19 protein-coding genes are annotated in these 19,092 nt (G+C 73.0%); 12 read left to right on the forward strand and 7 right to left on the reverse strand.

Features of this window, described 5'->3' with window-relative positions; translation table 11 throughout:
- The coding region (locus QM638_RS06255) for an A/G-specific adenine glycosylase (RefSeq protein ID WP_415141093.1) at window positions 1-702 on the reverse strand (702 nt) is incomplete at its 3' end.
- 92 nt (window positions 703-794) lie between these two features.
- Between QM638_RS06255 and QM638_RS06260 the strand changes: the two genes are divergently transcribed.
- Complete coding sequence (locus QM638_RS06260; RefSeq protein ID WP_415141094.1) at window positions 795-1,709, forward strand: hypothetical protein; 915 nt, start codon at window positions 795-797, stop codon at window positions 1,707-1,709.
- Between the two features lie 58 nt (window positions 1,710-1,767).
- Here the strand turns inward: QM638_RS06260 and disA are convergent, their stop codons facing one another.
- Entirely contained in the window at window positions 1,768-2,850 is a 1,083-nt protein-coding gene (gene disA, locus QM638_RS06265; RefSeq protein WP_415141095.1) for a DNA integrity scanning diadenylate cyclase DisA, read from the reverse strand.
- 141 nt (window positions 2,851-2,991) lie between these two features.
- Window positions 2,992-4,404 carry a DNA repair protein RadA gene (gene radA, locus QM638_RS06270; RefSeq protein WP_415141096.1) on the reverse strand — a complete coding sequence of 471 codons (1,413 nt, stop codon included), beginning with the start codon at window positions 4,402-4,404 and terminating at the stop codon, window positions 2,992-2,994.
- A gap of 152 nt (window positions 4,405-4,556) precedes the next feature.
- Here radA and QM638_RS06275 point away from each other — a divergent pair, with 152 nt between their 5' ends.
- Both QM638_RS06275 and QM638_RS06280 read left to right on the forward strand, forming a co-directional pair.
- Window positions 4,557-5,600, forward strand: a complete 1,044-nt coding sequence (locus QM638_RS06275; RefSeq protein WP_415141097.1) for a LacI family DNA-binding transcriptional regulator — start codon at window positions 4,557-4,559, stop codon at window positions 5,598-5,600.
- A 64-nt stretch (window positions 5,601-5,664) separates the two neighbouring features.
- Window positions 5,665-6,843 (forward strand): NAD(P)/FAD-dependent oxidoreductase, encoded by a 1,179-nt coding sequence (locus QM638_RS06280; RefSeq protein ID WP_415141098.1) that lies wholly within the window; start codon window positions 5,665-5,667, stop codon window positions 6,841-6,843.
- Between the two features lie 25 nt (window positions 6,844-6,868).
- Here QM638_RS06280 and QM638_RS06285 read toward each other — a convergent pair whose 3' ends face one another.
- The 3 genes from QM638_RS06285 to QM638_RS06295 all read right to left on the reverse strand — a co-directional run bounded on the left by QM638_RS06285 (window position 6,869) and on the right by QM638_RS06295 (window position 9,124).
- Window positions 6,869-7,603: a class I SAM-dependent methyltransferase gene (locus tag QM638_RS06285; RefSeq protein WP_415141099.1), complete on the reverse strand. Its 735-nt coding sequence runs from the start codon at window positions 7,601-7,603 to the stop codon at window positions 6,869-6,871.
- Window positions 7,604-7,613: 10 nt separating this feature from the next.
- Window positions 7,614-8,273 carry a VOC family protein gene (locus QM638_RS06290; protein ID WP_415141100.1) on the reverse strand — a complete coding sequence of 220 codons (660 nt, stop codon included), beginning with the start codon at window positions 8,271-8,273 and terminating at the stop codon, window positions 7,614-7,616.
- 71 nt (window positions 8,274-8,344) lie between these two features.
- Window positions 8,345-9,124: a hypothetical protein gene (locus tag QM638_RS06295; RefSeq protein ID WP_415141101.1), complete on the reverse strand. Its 780-nt coding sequence runs from the start codon at window positions 9,122-9,124 to the stop codon at window positions 8,345-8,347.
- 45 nt (window positions 9,125-9,169) lie between these two features.
- On the opposite strand from QM638_RS06295, the gene QM638_RS06300 reads away from it, so the two are divergent.
- The 5 genes from QM638_RS06300 (at window position 9,170) to proC (ending at window position 14,708) form a co-directional block, all read left to right on the forward strand.
- Window positions 9,170-10,114 (forward strand): Ppx/GppA family phosphatase, encoded by a 945-nt coding sequence (locus tag QM638_RS06300; protein ID WP_415141102.1) that lies wholly within the window; start codon window positions 9,170-9,172, stop codon window positions 10,112-10,114.
- Entirely contained in the window at window positions 10,111-10,890 is a 780-nt protein-coding gene (locus QM638_RS06305) for a sugar phosphate isomerase/epimerase family protein (RefSeq protein ID WP_415141103.1), read from the forward strand. Before QM638_RS06300 ends, QM638_RS06305 begins: the two co-directional genes overlap by 4 nt.
- A gap of 39 nt (window positions 10,891-10,929) precedes the next feature.
- Window positions 10,930-12,252 carry a hypothetical protein gene (locus tag QM638_RS06310; protein ID WP_415141104.1) on the forward strand — a complete coding sequence of 441 codons (1,323 nt, stop codon included), beginning with the start codon at window positions 10,930-10,932 and terminating at the stop codon, window positions 12,250-12,252.
- Between the two features lie 240 nt (window positions 12,253-12,492).
- A complete protein-coding gene (locus QM638_RS06315) occupies window positions 12,493-13,851 on the forward strand; it encodes an oxidoreductase (protein ID WP_415141105.1) in 1,359 nt (452 codons plus the stop codon).
- A gap of 56 nt (window positions 13,852-13,907) precedes the next feature.
- The gene (gene proC / locus QM638_RS06320) at window positions 13,908-14,708 is read left to right on the forward strand and encodes a pyrroline-5-carboxylate reductase (protein WP_415141106.1); all 801 of its coding nucleotides are present in this window, start codon (window positions 13,908-13,910) and stop codon (window positions 14,706-14,708) included.
- Between the two features lie 41 nt (window positions 14,709-14,749).
- On the opposite strand, the gene trpS is transcribed toward proC, so the two are convergent.
- Window positions 14,750-15,757: a tryptophan--tRNA ligase gene (gene trpS / locus QM638_RS06325; protein ID WP_415141107.1), complete on the reverse strand. Its 1,008-nt coding sequence runs from the start codon at window positions 15,755-15,757 to the stop codon at window positions 14,750-14,752.
- 191 nt (window positions 15,758-15,948) lie between these two features.
- On the opposite strand from trpS, the gene QM638_RS06330 reads away from it, so the two are divergent.
- The 4 genes from QM638_RS06330 (at window position 15,949) to QM638_RS06345 (ending at window position 18,991) form a co-directional block, all read left to right on the forward strand.
- Window positions 15,949-17,127 carry an acetoin utilization protein AcuC gene (locus tag QM638_RS06330; protein ID WP_415141110.1) on the forward strand — a complete coding sequence of 393 codons (1,179 nt, stop codon included), beginning with the start codon at window positions 15,949-15,951 and terminating at the stop codon, window positions 17,125-17,127.
- Between the two features lie 227 nt (window positions 17,128-17,354).
- Window positions 17,355-17,558: a helix-turn-helix domain-containing protein gene (locus QM638_RS06335; protein ID WP_415141108.1), complete on the forward strand. Its 204-nt coding sequence runs from the start codon at window positions 17,355-17,357 to the stop codon at window positions 17,556-17,558.
- 178 nt (window positions 17,559-17,736) lie between these two features.
- On the forward strand, window positions 17,737-17,838 hold the full coding sequence (locus QM638_RS06340) for a 30S ribosomal protein bS22 (protein WP_008356322.1): 102 nt from the start codon (window positions 17,737-17,739) through the stop codon (window positions 17,836-17,838).
- Between the two features lie 49 nt (window positions 17,839-17,887).
- Entirely contained in the window at window positions 17,888-18,991 is a 1,104-nt protein-coding gene (locus QM638_RS06345) for an NAD-dependent epimerase/dehydratase family protein (RefSeq protein ID WP_415141109.1), read from the forward strand.
- The last annotated feature ends 101 nt before the right edge of the window (window positions 18,992-19,092 follow it).

Consider the following 19,092-nt stretch of genomic DNA (forward strand, 5'->3'; position numbering starts at 1 on the left):
CCAGGTCTGGGCGCGCCGGGCCGGGCCGTCGTACGGCGGCCGGCCGGCGGCGTGCCACCGGCACAGGTGTCGCACCGGGCAGCCGCCGCAGCGCGGTTGGTTGGCGGTGCAGACCAGTGCGCCGAGCTCCATCACCGCCACCGACCAGGTGGCGGCGGTGCCCTCGTCGCCCGGAAGCAACTCCGCGGCGAGTGTGCGCTCGGGCTTGGTCACCGACGGCGCCGGGAACTCGACCCCGCCGACCATCCGGGCGAAGACCCGCCGCACATTGGTGTCGAGGACGACGTGCCGGCGGCCGTAGGCGAAGCTGGCGATCGCCGCGGCGGTGTAGTCACCCACGCCGGGCAGCCGGATCAGGTCGTCGTAGCCGTCCGGCACCCGGCCGCCGTGCTGGTCGCGGATGGCCGTCGCGGCCGCATGCAGCCGCAGGGCGCGTCTGGGGTAGCCGAGGCGCCCCCAGGCCCGGACGGCCTCGCCGCTCGGCTCGGCGGCCAGGTCGGTCGGAGTGGGCCACCGCTCGAGCCACGCATTGTGCACCGGCAGCACCCGGTTGACCGGGGTCTGTTGCAGCATGAACTCGCTGACCATCACCGACCAGGCGGTCGCCTCCGGTCGCCGCCACGGCAGGTCGCGGGCCTGCGCGGCGTACCAGTCGAGGATCGGGGCGTGCAGCTCGGCCGGGGCGGCCTGGGAAGTCGTCATCGGGAACGATTGTGCCCGGTCCCACCAGCCGGCGTGGCACCACGCGGAGTGGCACCCCGAGATGGGGCCGCTGACTCACTACCGTGGCGCTCATGCCATCGACGACCCGCGGACCGTTGCCCGCGTCGGTGTACTGGCGCCGGCGCCTGGTGGTCATCACTCTCGCGCTGCTGCTGGTGGTCGCGATCGCGAAGGTCCTCGGACACGGCGGCGGCTCGGGCGGCTCGGACGCCGCGGTACCGGTCGCGGGCAGCCCGACGGTGACGGTGACGGTGCAGCCCAGCGGGTCGGCCAGCGACTCGGCCGGTGAGTCGGCCAGCGGGTCGACGAGCACCTCCCCGGGCACCACCTTCGGGCCGGTCGGGTCGGCGAGTCCGTCGGGCTCCGCCTCGACGACGGTGCTGCCCGACCCGGTCGGCGAGTGCGACCCGGCCGACGTGGTGATCACCCCGGCCGTGGCCGACCAGCCGGCCTACGACACCATCACGCTCACCCTCGACCTGCACACCACCACCTCGGTCGCGTGCACCTGGAAGGTGTCGAGTCAGGCGCTGCAGGTGCGGGTCAACAGTCACGCCGGCCAGGTGTGGTCGAGCGTCGACTGCCCGGCCGCCATCGCCTCGACCGATGTCGTCGTACGCCGGGACTCGGTCACCGAGCTGCCGATCACCTGGGCCGGCCATCGTGTCGTCGCCGCGACCTGCACGGTGCACTCGCCCTGGGCCCGGCCGGGGAAGTTCACCATCGTCGCCTCCCCGCTCGGCGGCGAGCCCGGCACCTCCACCTTCCACCTGCTGTCGCCGGGCGAGGTCGCGAGCGACTCGGCCAGCTCGTCGGCCAGCTCGTCGGCCAGCTCGTCGGCCAGCTCGGCCAGTTCATCGGCCGGCTCGTCGACGGCCAGCGGGACCGCCACGGGGTCAGCGGGGGCGTCCGGTGCGACCGGCACGGCCACGAGCACGGCATCGACCGGAGCCACCGGCGGCTCCGCCGGGAGATCGGTCGACTGACCGGCGCCGCGCTCGACGCACGATCGACCCCCCATGACCGGCCCAGGACCGGTGCGGCTCAGACGTACCTCTCCAGGATCGTCGACTCGGCCAGTCGGGAGAGGCCCTCGCGCACCGACCGGGCCCGCAGCTCGCCGACGCCCTCGACCGCCTGCAGGTCCTCCACGCTGGCCGAGAGCAGCTTCTGCAGGGTGCCGAAGTGGTCCACCAGCCGGTCGACCACCGCGCTCGGCAGCCGCGGCACCTTGGCCAGCAGCCGGTAGCCGCGCGGCGCGACGGCGCCGTCCAGCGCATCGCCGGAGGAGAGTCCGAGGATGCGCGCGGTGGCGGCCGGGTCGACCAGCTCGGTGGAGTTCAGCGCCTCCATCTGGGCGAGCAGCTGCTCGGGCCGCGGCGAGCGGCGGGTGCGCGGCAGATAGTCCCGGATGACGAGCTCGCGCTCGAGGTCGACTCCGGTCACCAGCTCCTCGAGCTGCAGGGAGAGCAGGCGGCCGTCGGTGCCGAGCTCCAGCACGTAGTCCTCGATCTCCCGAGCGATCCGGATGACCATCTCCAGGCGCTGCGCCACCACCGCGACGTCCCGGACGGTGACCAGGTCCTCGATCTCCAGCGCGGAGAGGGTGGAGGCGACCTCGTCGAGCCGCATCTTGTAGCGCTCCAGCGTGGCCAGCGCCTGGTTGGCGCGGGACAGGATCTGCCCGGAGTCCTCCAGCACGTGCCGGGTCTCGCCGACGTACGCCGCGATGATCTGCATCGACTGCGACACCGAGATCACGGGCAGCCCGGTCTGCTTGGCGACCCGGTCCGCGGTGCGGTGTCGCGTCCCGGTCTCGGTCGACGGGATGGAGTGGTCGGGCATCAGGTGGACCGCCGCCTTGACGATCCGGGTGATCGGTCCGTCCAGGATGATGGCGCCGTCCATCTTGGCCAGCTCGCGCATGCCGGTGGAGGTGAACGGGACGTCGAGGTTGAAGCCGCCGGTGGAGATCGACTCGACCAGTGGGTTGTGGCCGAGCACGATCAACGCGCCGGTCCGGCCGCGCAGGATCCGCTCCAGGCCATCGCGCAGCGGCGTGCCCGGCGCGATCAGCGCAAGCGTCTCGCGCAGACGAAGCGTCTCGTCTGACCGCTCGGTCGACACGACTCCCCCTTCGCCGGACCTCGCCCAGCCCTGTCCTCTGTCGCTGGCCTCCGCAGTCTAACGGGCACCGCCGGCTGAGCCGAGCCGGTTCAGCCGGGCTCGGCGTCCAGGCTCGGCCCCGATCAGGACCGGCGGGTCGCGTCAGTCGCCACGGGGGCTCGGCGGCTGGGTGAGCCGGAGGAACTCCAGCGCACCGCGGATGTCGTGCAGCTCGAAGACCCGCATCCCATCGACGTTGCGCTCCCGCGGCACGGCCTGGGCCCTGCCGCCCGGCTCGGCCGGCACCACCGCGACGCTGAACCCGAGCCGGGCCGCCTCCGCGAGCCGTTGCTCCAGGTCACGGACCCGGCGCAGCTCGCCGGCCAGCCCGATCTCGCCGAGCGCGACCACGCCGCGCGGCGTCGGCGTGCCGACGTGGGAGGAGGCCAGCGCCACGGCGGTCGCCAGGTCCGCGCCGGGGTCGTTGAGCCGGGCGCCGCCCACGGTGGAGGCGAACACGTCCCGCCCGGAGAACGCCATCCGGCCGTGTCGTTGCAGCACCGCGAGGATCATCGCCAGCCGGGAGCCGTCCAGGCCCGACGTCGTACGCCGGGGATGGTCGTCGACCCCGGTCACGGTCAGCGCCTGGATCTCGGCGAGCAGCGGTCGCCGGCCCTCCATCGTGACCGCCACGCAGGTGCCCGGCACGGAGACCTGGTGCGATTCCACGAACCGGCCGGACGGGTCGGTGACGCCGAGGATGCCCTCGCCGGTGAGCTCGAAGCAGCCGACCTCGTCGACCGGGCCGAACCTGTTCTTCAGCGCCCGGACCATGCGGAACCGGGACTCGCGGTCACCCTCGAAGCCGAGGACCACGTCGACCAGGTGCTCCAGCACCCGTGGCCCGGCGATCGACCCGTCCTTGGTGACGTGCCCGACCAGGATGGTGGTGATGTTGCGGGTCTTGGCGACCCGGATCAGTGCCGCCGCCACCTCGCGGACCTGGGTGATGCCGCCGGGCACCCCCTCGATCCCGGCCGCGCCGATGGTCTGCACCGAGTCGACCACGAGCAGCTGCGGCCGGGTCTGCTCCACGTGGGTGAGCACGGCGCCGAGGTCGGTCTCCGCGGCGAGGAAGAGCTCGGCCTGCACCGAGCCGGTCCGGTCCGCGCGTAGCCGCACCTGGGAGGCCGACTCCTCGCCGGTCACGTAGAGCGCGCGGCGTCCGTACCTCGCCGTCTGCGCCGCCACCTCGAGCAGCAGCGTCGACTTGCCCACCCCGGGCTCGCCGGCCAGCAGGATGGCCGCGCCCGGGACCAGTCCGCCGCCGAGCACCCGGTCGAGCTCCGGCACGCCGCTGCTGCGCCGTTCGGCCTCGGTCGCCGAGACCTCGCCGATCGGCACCGCCGGCGCGGACACCGGACCGGCGCTGGCCCGTTCGGTGATCGCCGCGACCTCGGTCACCGAGCCCCAGGCCTGACACTCGCCGCATCTGCCGGTCCACTTCGCGGTCTCCCAGCCGCACTCCGAGCAGCGATAGCGCGTGCGGTTCGCGGACCGGGAGGTGGAGGCCATGACCGACACGGTAGGGCAGGGTCCCGACAACCTCGCCGCCCGCCGGCCGTCGGGTCCGTGGCCGACAGGCCGTGATCGTCGTACGGTCACCGTCCCGGGGAACCGACCCGGATCGATATGCTTGCTTGGATCGATCCATCTGGAGGTGCCGAGTGCCGCGTGTCAACGGGCGCTTCGCCACCCCGCCGACCCTCGCCGACGTCGCCGAGCTTGCCGGGGTGTCGCGCCAGACCGTCTCCAACGCGGTCAACAACCCGGATCTGCTGCGCGCCGACACGCTGGCCCGGGTGCAGAGCGCCATCGAGCAGCTCGGCTACCAGCCGAACCGGGCCGCCCGCTCCCTGCGCACCCGGGCCTCCCACCTGCTCGGCCTGCGACTGCCGGCGCTCGCCGAGGGCACCGCCAACGCGGCCATGGACCGGTTCGTGCACTCGCTGGTCGAGACCGCCGGCGCGGCCGGCTACCACGTGCTGCTCTTCGACGGCGACCACGAGGACCCGGTCGCGGGGTACGACGACCTGTTGCGCTCCACCGCGGTGGACGCCTTCGTGGTCACCGACACCTATCTGGGCAACCCGCAGGCGGCCTGGCTGCAGTCCCGGCGCGCCCAGTTCGTCGCGTTCGGCCGGCCGTGGGACCAGCCGGAGGCGCGGCATCCCTGGGTCGACGTGGACAGCGCCTACGGCGCGGAGCTCGCCACCGACCATCTGATCGATCGTGGCCACACCCGGATCGCCTGGATCGGGTGGCGCAAGGACTCGCTGCTCGGCGAGGAACGACGCTCCGGCTGGACCGGCACCATGCGCGCCCGCGGACTGTCCACCAGCGGGCTGGCCTCCCGGGTGGAGGACTCCATCGCCTCGGGCAGGCTCGCGGCCAGCGCGCTGCTGGACGAGGCGCCCGCCGCGCACGAGCGTCCGACCGCGTTCGTCTGTGCCTCCGACACCCTGGCGATGGGGGTCTTCCACACGCTCTTCGAGCGCGGACTGCGGCCCGGCACGGACATCGCCGTGGTCGGCTTCGACGACACCCCCGTCGCCCAGACCGTCCCGCCCGGGCTCACCTCGGTGCGTCAGCCGCTGGAGGACGTGGCCAAGGAGCTGGTCAAGGCGCTGGAGGGTCTGCTCGCCACGCCGTCGTACGCCGCCGGGGGCCTGATGCTGAAGCCGACCCTGCAGGTGCGCGGATCGAGCTGAGCGGTCGGTCCCGCGGGGAGTCGACCTCGACCGCCGGCGAATCGGGGGGTCCTAGGCTGGCGGCATGAGCGACACTTCGCAGACACCGGAACGGATCGTCATCCTCGGTGGCGGCCTGGCCGCGGCCAGCGCCGCCCAGACGCTGCGCGAGGAGGGGTACGACGGCGCCATCACGCTGGTCGGGGCGGAGCCGGAGCTGCCCTACGAGCGACCACAGCTGTCCAAGGAGTTCCTGAAATCGGACGCGGACTTCGAGGTCATCCACGACCGGGCCTGGTACGACGACCAGCGGGTCGAGCTGCGCTCCGGCCGGCGCGCCAACGGCCTGGACCTGGCTCCGGCCGGCAGCGTGCGGCTCGACGACGGCACCGTCCTCTCCTTCGATCGGCTGCTGCTGGCCACCGGCGCCGAGCCGCGGGCGCTGGCCCTCGACGGCGGCGGGTCGGCGTACACGCTGCGGACGATCGCGGATGCTCGCGCGCTCAAGGAGCGGCTCGGCGAGGGCACCCGGGTGGCGCTGATCGGTGGGGGCTGGATCGGGCTCGAGGTCGCGGCCGCGGCGCGCAGCCACGGCGCGCGGCCGACCGTGCTGGAGCAGGCCGAGCTGCCGCTGCAGCACGTGCTCGGCACCGAGCTGGCCGGCTACCTGCGCGACCTGCACCTGGCGAACGGGGTCGACCTGCGCACCGGGGTGAACGTCCTCGGACTCGCCGACGGCGTGGTGAGCACCGACGCCGGGCCGGTCGAGGCCGACCTGGTGGTGGCGGCGGTCGGCGCGGTCCCGGCGGTGGCGCTGGCCGAGGCGGCGGGGCTGCGGGTCAGCGACGGGATCGAGGTCGATCGGCAGCTGCGCACCAGCGACCCCAGGGTCTTCGCCGCCGGCGACGTCGCGCTGGCCGACCACCCCGTCCTCGGCCGGCTGCGGGTGGAGCACTGGGACAACGCGCTGCGCCAGGGCTCGCTCGCGGCCCGCACCATGCTCGGCGGTGCGCAGAGCTACGACTGGGCGCCGTACTTCTACACCGACCAGTTCACCTTCTCCATGGAGTACGTCGGCCACAGCGCCCCGGACGACGAGGTGCTGATCCGCGGCGACCTGTCGGCCGGCGAGTTCATCGCCTACTGGCTGCGCGACGGCGTGCTGACCGCCGGGATGAACGTCAACATCTGGGACGTCAACGACACCCTGCGCGAGATGCTCGGCACCAGTCCCGACCCGGACTCGCTGACCGACCTGCGCTGAGCCGGCCGCTCCGGATCCCGCGTCCTCAGAACCGCTTCCACCACAGGTTGACCGCGTAGTCGACCCCGGTGCCGGTGTGCTCGGCAAGCACCGCGTCGGCGGTGGCGGCGTCGAACTCGATCCGCACCACCTCCTCCAGGTCGGCGCGCGAGGAGAACGACCAGTCCATGTCGACGCTCACCCGGGTCCAGCCGTGCCGGGACCAGAACCGTGCGACGGTCTCGGCCGGCGGCAGCCTCGGATAGCCGCGGCGGAACCATCGGCCGAAGGTGGACCGGGTCGGATCGTTGTCGATCACCAGCGCGACGCCGCCGCGGCGTACCACCCGATCCAGCTCGGCCAGACCGGGCTCGCAGCCCGGCCCGAAGAAGTAGGCCCACCGGGCGTGCACCACGTCCACGCTGGCGGGCGGCAGCGGCAGGTCCTGGGCCATCCCGGTCGAGACGGAGACGTTCTCCAGCCGCCGGGCACGGCGGGCGGCCAGCGCCGCGAGGTCGGGATGCGGCTCGACCCCGATCACCCGCCGCGCGGACTCGGCGAACCGCGGCAGGTAGAACCCGGTGCCGCAGCCGACGTCGAGCACGTCGCGGCCCGCCCAGCCGCCGCTGGCCCGCTCCATCGCCGCCCAGAGCCGGCCGTGCGGATCGAGCGCGCGGTTCTCCAGCTCGTAGCTGGCGGTGTGGTGCCAGATGTTCGGCGACGGGATCGCTCCGGCCGGACCGCGTCGCGCCCCGTGCCGGGCGAGGTCCGCCCGGCTCATCGGCGGACGCTCAAATGCGGACCTCCCCGTCGGGGGTCATGAAGGTCGCGGCCAGCAGGCCGGGGGCGCCGTGCTCGGCCACCCACTTCAGCTCCACGTTCTCCGCGGGCTTGCCGGTCCACGGGTCGACCCGCTCGGAGATCTCCTCGCCGAGGTAGTCCTTGACCCGTTGGGAGTCGCCGGAGATCTCCAGACAGGTCAGCGTGACGTCCGACCCGGCGTTGCCGGGGTGCAGCTCGATGGGCGTCTCCCAGTGGATGAAGTAGGGCAGCTGCGGGTCGGCGATCAGGCCGTTGATGCCGATCTGCCGCCAGCGCAGCTCGGTGCCGTCGGGCAGATGCCGGTTGCCCGGCACGGCCGGACGGCCGAGCCGCCGCTCGATCGGCGCCATGTCGTCGACCGCGACCACGAAGCCGATCCAGCCACCGCCGAGCGCCGAGCGGGTCTTGACCGCCTGGCCGAACGGGGCCTTGTCCGAGGCCGGGTGCTCGAGTGCCTCGACGACCTCGAGGTAGAGCCCGCCGCGCAGCGGGATGGTGAAGTTGCGGGTGCCGAATCGTGGGTGCACCCCGCCGTCGACCGGCTCTTGGGAGAGCAGGGCACCCAGACGCTTCGCGGTGGGGATCAGTCCGTCGGGTCCGGCAGCGTACGAAACGTGGTCCAGGCGCATGGCAACGATTCTGAACCGACGCTGAGAGAGCCGTGCATCGGGGGTCCGGTTCTCTTGACATCGAGAGGCACTCAACAGGGGTCGGCGGGATGCACGGCGAGCAGCGACCGCGAGCGCAGATGCGCCTCGCAGTGGGTCACCAACTCCTCATAGGCCGCTCGTCCCATCAGCGCGATCAGCTCGGCCGCGTGGGTGAGGAAGACCGGCTCGGGAGAGATGTGGGCCTCGGTGTTGCCCGAGCAGTACCAGTCCAGGTCGTGGCCGCCGGGGCCCCAGCCGCGCCGGTCGTACTCGCCGATCGACACCTCGGTGTAGCTGCTGCCGTCGGGCCGCTCCACGTCGCGGAAGGTGCGCCGGATGGGCAGCTGCCAGCACACGTCCGGCTTGGCCTCCAGCGGGTCGACGCCCTCGCGCAGGGCCAGCAGGTGCAGGGCGCAGCCGGCGCCGCCGGGGAAGCCCGGCCGGTTGTGGAAGACGCAGCCCTCCTGTCCCTCGATCTCGCGCACCGCCGTCTTGGCCTCGCCGTCCTCGTCGTGGGCGACCCAGTCCGAGCGGCGCACCGGCCGCCCCGGGTGGCTCTGCCACAGGGTCTCGTCGAGCCGGTCGACGTACGCCGCGACGCGGGCCTCGTCCTCACCCCGGCTGCCGTCCTCGCCGTCGGCGAAGTGGGCGCCCAGGGTGCAGCAGCCGACGTCGGGGGCGGAGGCGTAGATGCCGCGACAGCCCCGGCCGAAGATGCAGGTGAACGACGAGGTCAGCCAGGTCAGGTCGCAGCGCATCGTCTCGGTCGCATCGGCCGGGTTCTCGAACTCGACCCACGCGCGTGGGAACACCAGGTCGACCTCGGGCACCGACCCAGCCTACTTTCGAGAGCCGGGGCGGGTAGCGTGAGCCTCATGCGTCTGGGCGTGCTCGACATCGGGTCCAACACCGGTCACCTGCTGGTCGTCGACGCTCTCGGCGGCGGCGCGCCGTTGCCGGCCTCCTCGTTCAAGCAGCCGTTGCGGCTGGCGGAGCATCTCGACGACGGCGGTGCGATCACCGACGCCGGCCGGGACGCGCTCACCCGGTTCACCGACGACGCCGTGCACGTGGCCGAGGACCGGGGCGTCTCGGAGATGCTCGCCTTCGCCACCTCGGCGGTGCGCGACGCGGTCAACAGCCAGGAGGTGCTCGACTACGTCGCCGAGCACACCGGGGTCACCATCGACGTGCTGCCCGGTGAGGACGAGGCCCGGCTGACCTTCCTGGCGGTACGCCGCTGGTTCGGCTGGTCGGCCGGCCGGCTGGCGCTCTTCGACATCGGCGGCGGGTCGCTGGAGCTGGCCGGCGGCGAGGACGAGTCGCCGGACGTCGCCTGGTCGCTGCCGCTGGGCGCGGCCCGGCTGGCGAGCACCTATCAGGGTCACACGCCCGACGAGGAGGAGCTGCGCGAGCTGCGCCGCACCATCCGGGCGGAGATCGCCCGCAACGCCGGGCTGATGCTGCGCTCGGGTGCGCCGGACAAGGCGGTGGCCACCTCCAAGACCTTCCGGTCGCTGGCCCGGATCTGCGGTGCGGCGTCGCGAGGGGAGGGCCAGCGGGTGCAGCGGCTGCTGCCGCTGGCCGAGATCCGCAGCTGGATCCCGAAGCTGGCCGAGATGTCGGTCGAGCAGTTGTCCGCGCTGCCCGGGGTGAGCGGCTCCCGTGCTCACCAGATGCTGCCCGGAGCGCTGGTGGCGGAGGCCTGCATGGACATCTTCGATCTGGCCGCCCTGGAGATCTGCCCCTGGGCGCTGCGTGAGGGCATCATCCTGGAGCGGCTCGACCAGATCTCGGTCAGGGGCGCGGGCGCGGCGTGACACGGATCGGACTGTCCACCTCCTCGGTGTACCCCGAGTCCACCGCGCATGCCTTCGGCTACGCGGTCGAGGTCGGCTACGACGCGGTCGAGGTGATGGTCGGCATCGACCAGATCTCCCGGCAGATCCCGGCGGTCAAGCAGCTCTCCGAGCACCACCGGATGCCGGTCAGCGCCATCCACTCACCCTGTCTGCTGTTCACCCAGCGGGTGTGGGGGACGGACCCGTGGGTGAAGCTGGAGCGGTCCGCCGAGATGGCGCACGCGGTCGGCGCCGAGGTGGTCGTGGTGCATCCGCCGTTCCGGTGGCAGAAGGAGTATGCCGCGGTCTTCGTGGAGGGCATCGCGAAGCTGGAGGCGGACACCGGGATCGCCTTCGCGGTGGAGAACATGTACCCCTGGCGGGCCTCGGCCAAGCGCGGCATGCAGATGTACCTGCCGCACTGGGACCCGTCCAAGGAGGACTACGCCAACACCACCATCGACCTCTCCCATGCCGCGATCGCGCACGACGACGTACGGGCGATGGCGGACCGGCTCGGCCCGCGGCTGCGGCACGTCCACCTCACCGACGGCACCGGCTCGGCGAAGGACGAGCATCTGGTGCCCGGCCGCGGCACCATGGGCGCCGACCTGTTCCTGCGGCACATCGCCGCGGCCGGGTTCACCGGCGAGATCGTGCTCGAGATCAACACCCGCAAGGCCTCGCCGGGAGCGTCCCGGGCGGCGGAGCTGGCCGAGGCGCTCGCCTTCGCCCGCACCCACTTCGTGGCCTGACGCCGCAGGCGACGGCGGTGGGGTGGCACGATGAGACCCGTGTGCCCGCCCGAACCCGCCTCGCCGGCCTCGCTGAGCCTCCCGGCGGACGCCGTACTCATCCATGTCGGCCCGTTCAAGACCGGCACGACCGCCATCCAGGCCAGTCTGAGCGAGCACCGGGACGACCTGGCCGATCACGGCGTCTGGTACCCCGGTCCGGCGATGCGGCTGGCTCGTGAGGTCTGGTCCTTGCGCGGCGGCTCGCCCCGGGGCTACCGCACCCTCGGGCCGGAGGTCTGGGAGGAGTTCGTGGCGCAGGTACCGGCGCACCCCGGCCGGATCGCGCTGAGCGCGGAGGAGTTCGTCACCCTGCGCAGCGACCGGATCGGCAAGCTGGTCGCCGACCTCGGCCCGGACCGGGTGCACATCGTGATGGTGGCGCGGCGGCTGGAGGCGCTGATCCCGTCGTCGTGGCAGGAGTGGATCAAGTCCACCTACGGCTCGATGTCATACGAGCAGTACGTCGAGGACCTGATGGACCCGGCGAGTACGGCGACCGCGGCGGTCGCGTTCTGGCACAGCCACGACATCGGTGCGGTGCTCCGCCGCTGGCGCGAGCACCTGCCCGGCGACCGGATCACGGTGCTGGTGGCGGACGAGGGTGATCGGGAGCGGCTGGCCCGCGTGCTGGAGGAGATGCTCGACCTGCCCGGGGGCCTGCTCCGGCCCGGCCAGCAGGAGAACGCCTCGCTGACCTGGGCCCGCACCGAGATGTACCGCCGGCTCAACGACTTCTTCGCCGCTCACGACTGGGGCGAGCGCACCTGGCGCCGGATGATGCGGCAAGGCGTGATGCAGGGCCTGATGTCGGCGCCGAGGGGACCCGGCGAGGCGCCCATCCCGCCGGTGCCGGCGGTGGCTCGCGACTGGCTGGCGCGGCTCTCGGCGGAACGGGAGCAGGCGGTGCGCGACGCGGGCGTCCGGGTGCTCGGTGACCCGGCCGCGCTGCGCTTCACCGCCGCCGGAGCGACCGACCGGCTGCCGGCGCCGCCGACCGAGCTGCCGATCGACGCCGCGGTGGCCGCGGTCAGCGCGCTGGTCGAGGTCTCGGTGGAGGAGCAGGAGGCGATCCGCGAACGGGTGCGCAGCCGGGAGGTCGAGCGCCGCCGGGCGCTGAAGCGCGACCTGCGGCGTGCTCACCGGCGCGCCCAGCGCCAAGCGGTACGGCGGGCCCGGCGTCAGGCCCAGCGTCGGGCCCAGCGTCGGGCGGCCGCGCCGGCGGTCGACCCGTTGGCCGGGGTGTCCAGCACCGATCTGCTGGGCGAGATCGCCCGGCGGCAGGGCGCACGACTGCGGCGTACGGTGCGAAGGCGTCGCTGACCAAGCGCCCGGGTCGAGACCACGCCGCCGTCCCCGTGGGGGGTCTCGATACGCTCGCTGGCGCTCGCTACTCGACCGACGATGCGGTTGTCGGCGCTCGCTACTCGACCGACGGAGCCGGTGACTCGTCGGTCGAGTAGGCCTCGCGAGGGACGAGCGAGGGTGTATCGAGACCCGCTCACAGAGACCGCACAGCAGGCGATCAGGTGGCAGTGGGGGAACGCCGGGGACGATCGTCCCATGACCGCAGCGCTCCCCGCCCGAGTGACGCCGACGACGCCACTCGACGCTCTTCCTGTGCGCCGCGACGCCGCCGTGCGTGCGCTCGCCGCCGCGGCGTTGGGGGCAGGGCTGCTGTTCGTGGCGTCGATGTGGGTCGCCGACGGCGGGCTGGTCGACCTCGGCGGGAGCGGACTGACCTCGCTCGGCCGGCTGACCGGGCTCGGTGCGGAGATGCTGCTGCTGGCCCAGGTGCTGTTGCTGGTCCGGATCCCGCTGCTGGAGGACGCCTACGGTCGGGACCGCCTGGTGGTGGCCCAGCGGATCGTCGGGCTCGCCTCCGTCGACCTGATGTCGGCGCACCTCGTCCTGGCCGCCTGGGGGCACGCCGCCGGCCGGAGCCTGACGTCGCCCGCCGTGCTGCTCGCGCTCGTCGCGACGCTGGCGCTGGTCGTGGTGCTGATCGCCGGCATCTGGGCCGCACGCCACCGGTTGCACCGCGGGTCCTGGCGCCTGCTGCCCCTCTACGCCGGTCTCGGCCTCGGCCTGGCGATCCCGTACCAGCTGTGGACCGGCCAGGGGCCCCTCGATCGAGGCTGGGCGAGGGCCGCATGGTGGGGGCTGTGGGCGGCCTGCCTGGCGGCGGTGCTCTGCTGGCGGCTGGCGCTGCCGCTGTGGCGCTCGGCCTACCACCGGGTGCGGGTGGCGGCGGTGGTGCCCGAGGGCGACGGCGTGGTCTCGGTCTACCTGACCGGCCGTCGGCTGGACCGGCTGGCGCACGCCGGACAGTTCCTGGTCTGGCGCCTCCTCGGCCGGCCCGGTCGGTCGGGCGGCACGCCGTACTCCCTCTCCGCCGCCCCGACCGAGTCGTCGATGCGCATCACCGTCGGCGTCTCCGGTCCGCGGGGCGCCTCGCTGGCAGCGCTGCGGCCGGGCAGCAAGGTGCTCGTCGAAGGCGGCTACGGCCGGCTCTCGCACCGGCCGCGCACCAGGCCGAAGGTGGCGTTCATCGGCGCGGGGGTCGGGCTGGCGCCGCTGCGCGCGCTCGCCGAGCAGATGCCCTACGCGCCGGGCGAGGCGGTGATGGTGGAGCGGTACGGCGACCGGCCGCTGTTCGCCGACGAGCTCGACCGGCTCGGGGACGCCCGTGGCCTCCGGGTCGTCCGGATCGGTGGCGCCCGGCGTGCGGCGGACTCCTGGGTCGGGTCGGGCTACGACACCTACGACGACGTGCAGGTGCTGCGCGGCTGGATCCCGGACATCGCCGAGCGCGACGTCTACGTGTGCGGCCCACCCGGGTGGACCCGGAGCGTACGGCGCGCCGCGCTGGCCGCCGGGCTGCCGGCGGACCGGTTCCACGATGAGACCGTGAGTCACTGAGCGCGCGGTCGCCTATCCTGACGGGGCTCGCTCATCCGTCAAGCAAGGGGTAGTAGATGTCCTCCCTCACCGCGATCATCGGCGCCGGCGTGATGGGGGAGACCCTGGTGTCCGGCCTGCTGCGCTCGGGGCGCCCGGCCGCCGAGCTGCTGGTCGGGGAGAGGCGCCCGGAGCGGGCCACCGAGCTCAGCGACAAGTACGGCGTCACGGTCGCGCCCAACACCGAGGTCGCCTCCCGTGCGGACACCGTCGTGCTGGTCGTCAAGCCGCAGGACATGGGGGCGGTCATCGACGAGATCGCCCCCGAGCTGCGACCCGGTCAGCTGCTGGTCACGCTCGCCGCCGGCATCACCACCGCGTTCATCGAGGCCCGCGTCCCCGCCGGCGTCGCGGTGGTACGGGTGATGCCGAACACCCCGGCCCGGGTCGACGAGGGGATGACCGCCGTCGCCGCGGGCTCGAGCGCCGATGACGCCCACCTGGCGACCGCCGAGGGACTCCTCGCCGCGGTCGGCAAGGTGGTCCGCCTGCCCGAGTCGCAGCTCGATGCGGTCACCGCCGTCAGCGGCTCCGGACCGGCCTACGTCTTCTACGTCGTGGAGGCGATGATCGAGGCCGGCGTCCATCTCGGCCTGCCGCGGACGGTCGCGACCGAGCTGGTGGTGCAGACCGTGGTCGGGTCGGCGACGATGCTCCGCGAGACCGGCACCCACCCGACGGTGCTGCGCGAGCAGGTCACCTCCCCGGCCGGGACCACCGCTGCCGCGCTGCGCGAGCTCGACGACCACAAGGTCCGGGCCGCCTTCATCGCCGCGATGGCCGCCGCCGCCGAGCGCTCCCACGAGCTCGCCGGCTGACCCCGGACGCGACCGGGCACCTGACCCCGCCCGCTGGCGGCTCAGCCCAGCCCGATGGCGGCCTCGGCGGCGGCCAGGACCGGTGCCGTCACCTGTCGGCAGCGGGCGGCACCGGCGGCATAGACCGCGTCGACCGCGGCGGGATCCGCGGCGAGCTCGCGGTATCGGCGCTGGATCGGGTCGAGGGTGGCGACGACCGCCTCGGTGACGGCTTCCTTGAGGTCGCCGTACCCGCGCAGTCCGGAGGCCGATCCGCCGCAGGCGGTGAGGATCTCGATCAGGTTGGTCACGCCCGGCTTCGCCGGATCCCGGCGTACGGCGTCCGGGCCGGTCTCGGAGTCGGTGACGGCCCGGGCGATCTTGGCCCGGCACACCTCGGCGGAGTCCAGCAGGAAGATCGTCCCGGCGTGGTCGTCGCCGGCGGACTTGCTCATCTTCCGGCTCGGGTCGCCCAGGTCCATCACCCGCGCCCCGGCGGGCGGGTGCACCGCCCGCGGCACGGTGAACACCTCGCCGTAGGAGCGGTTGAACCGGATCGCCAGGTCTCGGGCGAGCTCGACGTGCTGACGCTGATCGTCGCCGACCGGCACCTCCTCGGCCCGGTAGAGCAGGATGTCGGCGGCCATCAGCACCGGGTAGGTGTACAACGAGGCTCGGGTCCCGTCGCGGCCGCGGCCCTTCTCCTTGAACTGGATCATCCGGTTGAGCTCGCCGGTGTGGGCGACGCACTCCAGCAGGTAGCTCAGCTCGCGATGCTGGGGCACCGCCGACTGGTGGAACAGCGTCGCCTCCCGCAGGCCGACGGCAAGGAGCAGCAGCGACATCTCGGTGACCCGGCCGCGCAGCAGCGCCGGGTCGTGGGCGGTGGTCAGGGCGTGCAGGTCGGAGATGCCGAAGAAGCACTCGGCGCCGGGGTCCTGGGCGGCCCGGGCTGCCCGGGCTGCCCGGGCTGGCCGGGCGGCCTGGGTGGCCATCGGGCGCAGGGCGCCCAGCAGGTTGCCGAGGGTGAGCCGCCCCGAGGGGGTGAGCAGGGAGAGGTTGCGGGTCATCTGGGTTCTCCGGGGTCGTGCCCGCGGGCGTCCCGATCACAGACGAGGAACGGCCGCCCGCAGGCGGCCGTTTGGTGTCAGGTGCGCACGTTCAGGGGGCCGCCGGTCAGGCGGGCCACCAGGTCAGGTTCGTGAGCACACCGCCAGCATGCCATAGGGCCGAGGCGGTAGCGTGGTCGCCCGTGGTGAGCCTGATCGAGTGCCCCGGACCGGCGACCGTGGTCTACGACCAGAGCCTGACCGAGTACGACTTCGGACCCAGCCATCCGATGGCACCGGTGCGCGCCGATCTGACCATCAGGCTGGCCCACGAGCTGGGCGTGCTGGACCGGATGCGGACGGTGCCGGCACCGATGGCCTCCGAGGATGAGCTGCTGCTGGTGCACGAGGCCTCCTACATCGAGGCGGTCCAGCGCGCCGGGCGCACCCTGGTCGCCGACCCCGAGCACGGTCTGGGCACCGAGGACGATCCGATCTTCCCGGCCATCCACGGCGCCAGCGCGCACATCGTCGGGGCCAGCATCGAGGCGTGCCGACAGGTGCTGACCGGGGAGAGCCTGCACGCGGCCAACATCATGGGCGGGCTGCACCACGCGATGCGCGCCAGCGCCAGCGGCTTCTGCATCTACAACGACGTCGCCATCGGCATCCAGTGGCTGCTCGACCACGGGGTCCGCCGGATCGCGTACGTCGACGTCGACGTGCACCACGGCGACGGGGTGGAGCGGGCGTTCTGGGACGACCCGCGGGTGCTGACCATCAGCCTGCACGAGACCGGGCAGATGCTCTTCCCCGGGACCGGGTTCCCCGAGGAGGTCGGCGGCCCGGAGGCGATCGGGAGCGCCGTCAACCTGCCGCTGCCGCCCGGCACCGCCGACCACGGCTACCTGCGCGCCTTCCATGCGGTGGTCTCGCCGATCGTCCGCGAGTTCGCACCGCAGGTCCTGGTGACCCAGCAGGGCTGCGACTCCCACGCGGAGGACCCACTCGCCGACCTGATGCTCAGCGTCGACGGTCAGCGCGCCGCCTATCTCGAGCTGCACCGGCTGGCGCACGAGGTGGCCGACGGTCGCTGGGTGGCGTTCGGTGGCGGCGGATACGCCGTCGTGGACGTCGTACCCCGGGCCTGGACGCACCTGCTCGGTGCCCTCTCCGGCGTGCCGGTCGACCCCGACATCGAGACCCCGGGCGGCTGGCGCGAGCACGTGGCCTCACTCGGCGCGAAGGCGCCGCTGCGGATGACCGACGGTCGCACGCCGAGCTACCGGGACTGGAGCTCCGGCTACGACCCGGCCTCGTGGCTCGACCGGCAGATCAACGCCACCCGGACCGCGGTGTTCCCGCTGCACGGCCTGGACCCGCTGCCCTGACCGGGCACGGACGGTCCTGGGCAGGCCCTTGATCGCGACCCCCCATACAGGGTATGGGCGACAGTCAGATCGGCTCGATGCAACGCGACACGCCGGAGAAGCAAAGATTCCCAGTGGTTTCCTCTTCCCCATCAGTCACATCAGGCTCTATTCTCGCCACGACGTGGACACGTGTGGCATCGGTGGGGAAGCCGATGGCGGGTCTGCTTGAAGAGGAACGGTGGACTATGGCCAGCAAGCCGGAGGGCATCTCGGACAGCAGGTTCCTGACTGTCGCCGAGGTCGCCACGATGATGCGGGTATCGAAGATGACCGTCTATCGACTGGTCCACTCCGGCGACCTCGCCGCCGTCCGGGTCGGTCGCTCCTTCCGGGTCCGCGAGGACGACGCCAACGCCTACCTGCAGCGCTCCTTCTACGACGCCGGCTGAGCCCCACCGCACCGGATCGGTGGGTCCAGGCCAAGCCCCGATCCGCCGTCCGCCTCCTCGGCGCTCGCCCGATTCCCCGGCTGGCGGCACCGCCGGATAGGCTGGGCCAATCCGGCGTACCGATCGATGGTCTCGCCGTACGCCGGCGAGAGTCGTCGGTGGCCGAGAGAGGTATCCAGTGGGTTCTGTCATCAAGAAGCGCCGCAAGCGCATGGCGAAGAAGAAGCACCGCAAGCTGTTGAAGAAGACGCGCGTCCAGCGTCGCAAGCTCGGCAAGTGACGTAGCGAGCGCCACGCGGTAGCTCGCCCGACTCCTGGGGCGTGACCTGATGGCAGTTCCGCCTCGGCCGGCAGGCCGGGTAGTGCTCGTCACCGGGGTCTCCCGAGACCTCGGTCGCAGGTTCGCGCGCTCCGCCGCTGCTCACGCCGGCGTCGAGCGCGTCATCGGCGTGGATGCGGTGCCACCGCGGGGTGACATCGGCGGGGTCTCCTTCGTCCGCGCCGACATCCGCAACCCGGTGATCGCCAAGGTGATCGCCAAGGAGGCCGTCGACACGGTCGTCCACATGAGCGTCATCGCCACCCCCGGCTCGACCGGGGGCCGGACGATGATGAAAGAGCTCAACGTCATCGGCACGATGCAGCTGCTGGCCGCCTGCCAGACCGCGCCGACCGTGCGCCAGGTGGTGGTCAAGTCCACCACCACGGTGTACGGCGCCAGCAACCGCGACCCCGCGATGTTCTCCGAGGAGATGGAGCCGCGACGCTCGCCGTACGGCGGCTACGCCAAGGACGTCGCCGACGTCGAGAGCTACGTGCGCGGGTTCTCCCGGCGCCGTCCGGACGTCGCGGTGACCCTGCTGCGCTGTGCCAACGTGCTCGGCCCGACGATGGACTCGCCGCTGGCCGAGCATCTGCGGCTGCCGGTGATCCCGACGGTGCTGGGCTTCGACCCGCGGCTGCAGTTCCTGCACGAGCTGGACCTGTACGCGGTGATCGGTCACGCCATCCGGACCGGCGTCCCCGGGACCTTCAACGTGGCCGGCGACGGCTTCCTCACGCTCTCCCAGATCGCTCGTCGCCTCGGGCGCCCGACGGTGCCGGTCCCGGCAGCGCTGCTCCGGTACGGCGCCTACGGCAGCGGGCGGCAACGCCTGCCCCGCCGCTCCGAGTACTCCCCGGAGCTACGCGGCCTGCTCAGCTTCGGGCGCGGCGTGGACACCACCCGGATGCGCCGGGAGCTGGGCTTCGAGCCGGCCTACTCGACGGCCGAGACCATCGCCGACTTCGGGGCCGGACAGCCGGTCACCGGCGGGCGGATCGACCGGGCGCTGGCCGGTCTCGAGCAGCATCTGGTGCCCGGCGCCGCCCGGCTGAGCCTGGTCGGCGCGGCAGGTCCGGCCGGCGTGTCGGGGGAGGGCGCAGATGGCTGACGCGGAGATCATCCCGCTGGGCACCGGCGGCGAGCCCGGCCGCGGCGCCGGCAAGGCACCCTCGGCGGCGGCTCGCAGTCTCGCCGGTGGTACGGCGCGGC

It is taken from the genome of Nocardioides sp. (assembly GCF_047606145.1).
GTDB lineage: Bacteria > Actinomycetota > Actinomycetes > Propionibacteriales > Nocardioidaceae > Nocardioides.

Bases quoted from the DNA above. Each gene is read 5' to 3' on its own strand.
- QM638_RS06260 (WP_415141094.1), top strand. From the start codon at position 795: ATGCCATCGACGACCCGCGGACCGTTGCCCGCGTCGGTGTACTGGCGC.
- radA (WP_415141096.1), bottom strand. From the start codon at position 4,404: ATGGCCTCCACCTCCCGGTCCGCGAACCGCACGCGCTATCGCTGCTCG.
- QM638_RS06280 (WP_415141098.1), top strand. From the start codon at position 5,665: ATGAGCGACACTTCGCAGACACCGGAACGGATCGTCATCCTCGGTGGC.
- QM638_RS06285 (WP_415141099.1), bottom strand. From the start codon at position 7,603: ATGAGCCGGGCGGACCTCGCCCGGCACGGGGCGCGACGCGGTCCGGCC.
- QM638_RS06290 (WP_415141100.1), bottom strand. From the start codon at position 8,273: ATGCGCCTGGACCACGTTTCGTACGCTGCCGGACCCGACGGACTGATC.
- QM638_RS06300 (WP_415141102.1), top strand. From the start codon at position 9,170: ATGCGTCTGGGCGTGCTCGACATCGGGTCCAACACCGGTCACCTGCTG.
- QM638_RS06315 (WP_415141105.1), top strand. From the start codon at position 12,493: ATGACCGCAGCGCTCCCCGCCCGAGTGACGCCGACGACGCCACTCGAC.
- proC (WP_415141106.1), top strand. From the start codon at position 13,908: ATGTCCTCCCTCACCGCGATCATCGGCGCCGGCGTGATGGGGGAGACC.
- trpS (WP_415141107.1), bottom strand. From the start codon at position 15,757: ATGACCCGCAACCTCTCCCTGCTCACCCCCTCGGGGCGGCTCACCCTC.
- QM638_RS06335 (WP_415141108.1), top strand. From the start codon at position 17,355: ATGGCCAGCAAGCCGGAGGGCATCTCGGACAGCAGGTTCCTGACTGTC.
- QM638_RS06345 (WP_415141109.1), top strand. From the start codon at position 17,888: ATGGCAGTTCCGCCTCGGCCGGCAGGCCGGGTAGTGCTCGTCACCGGG.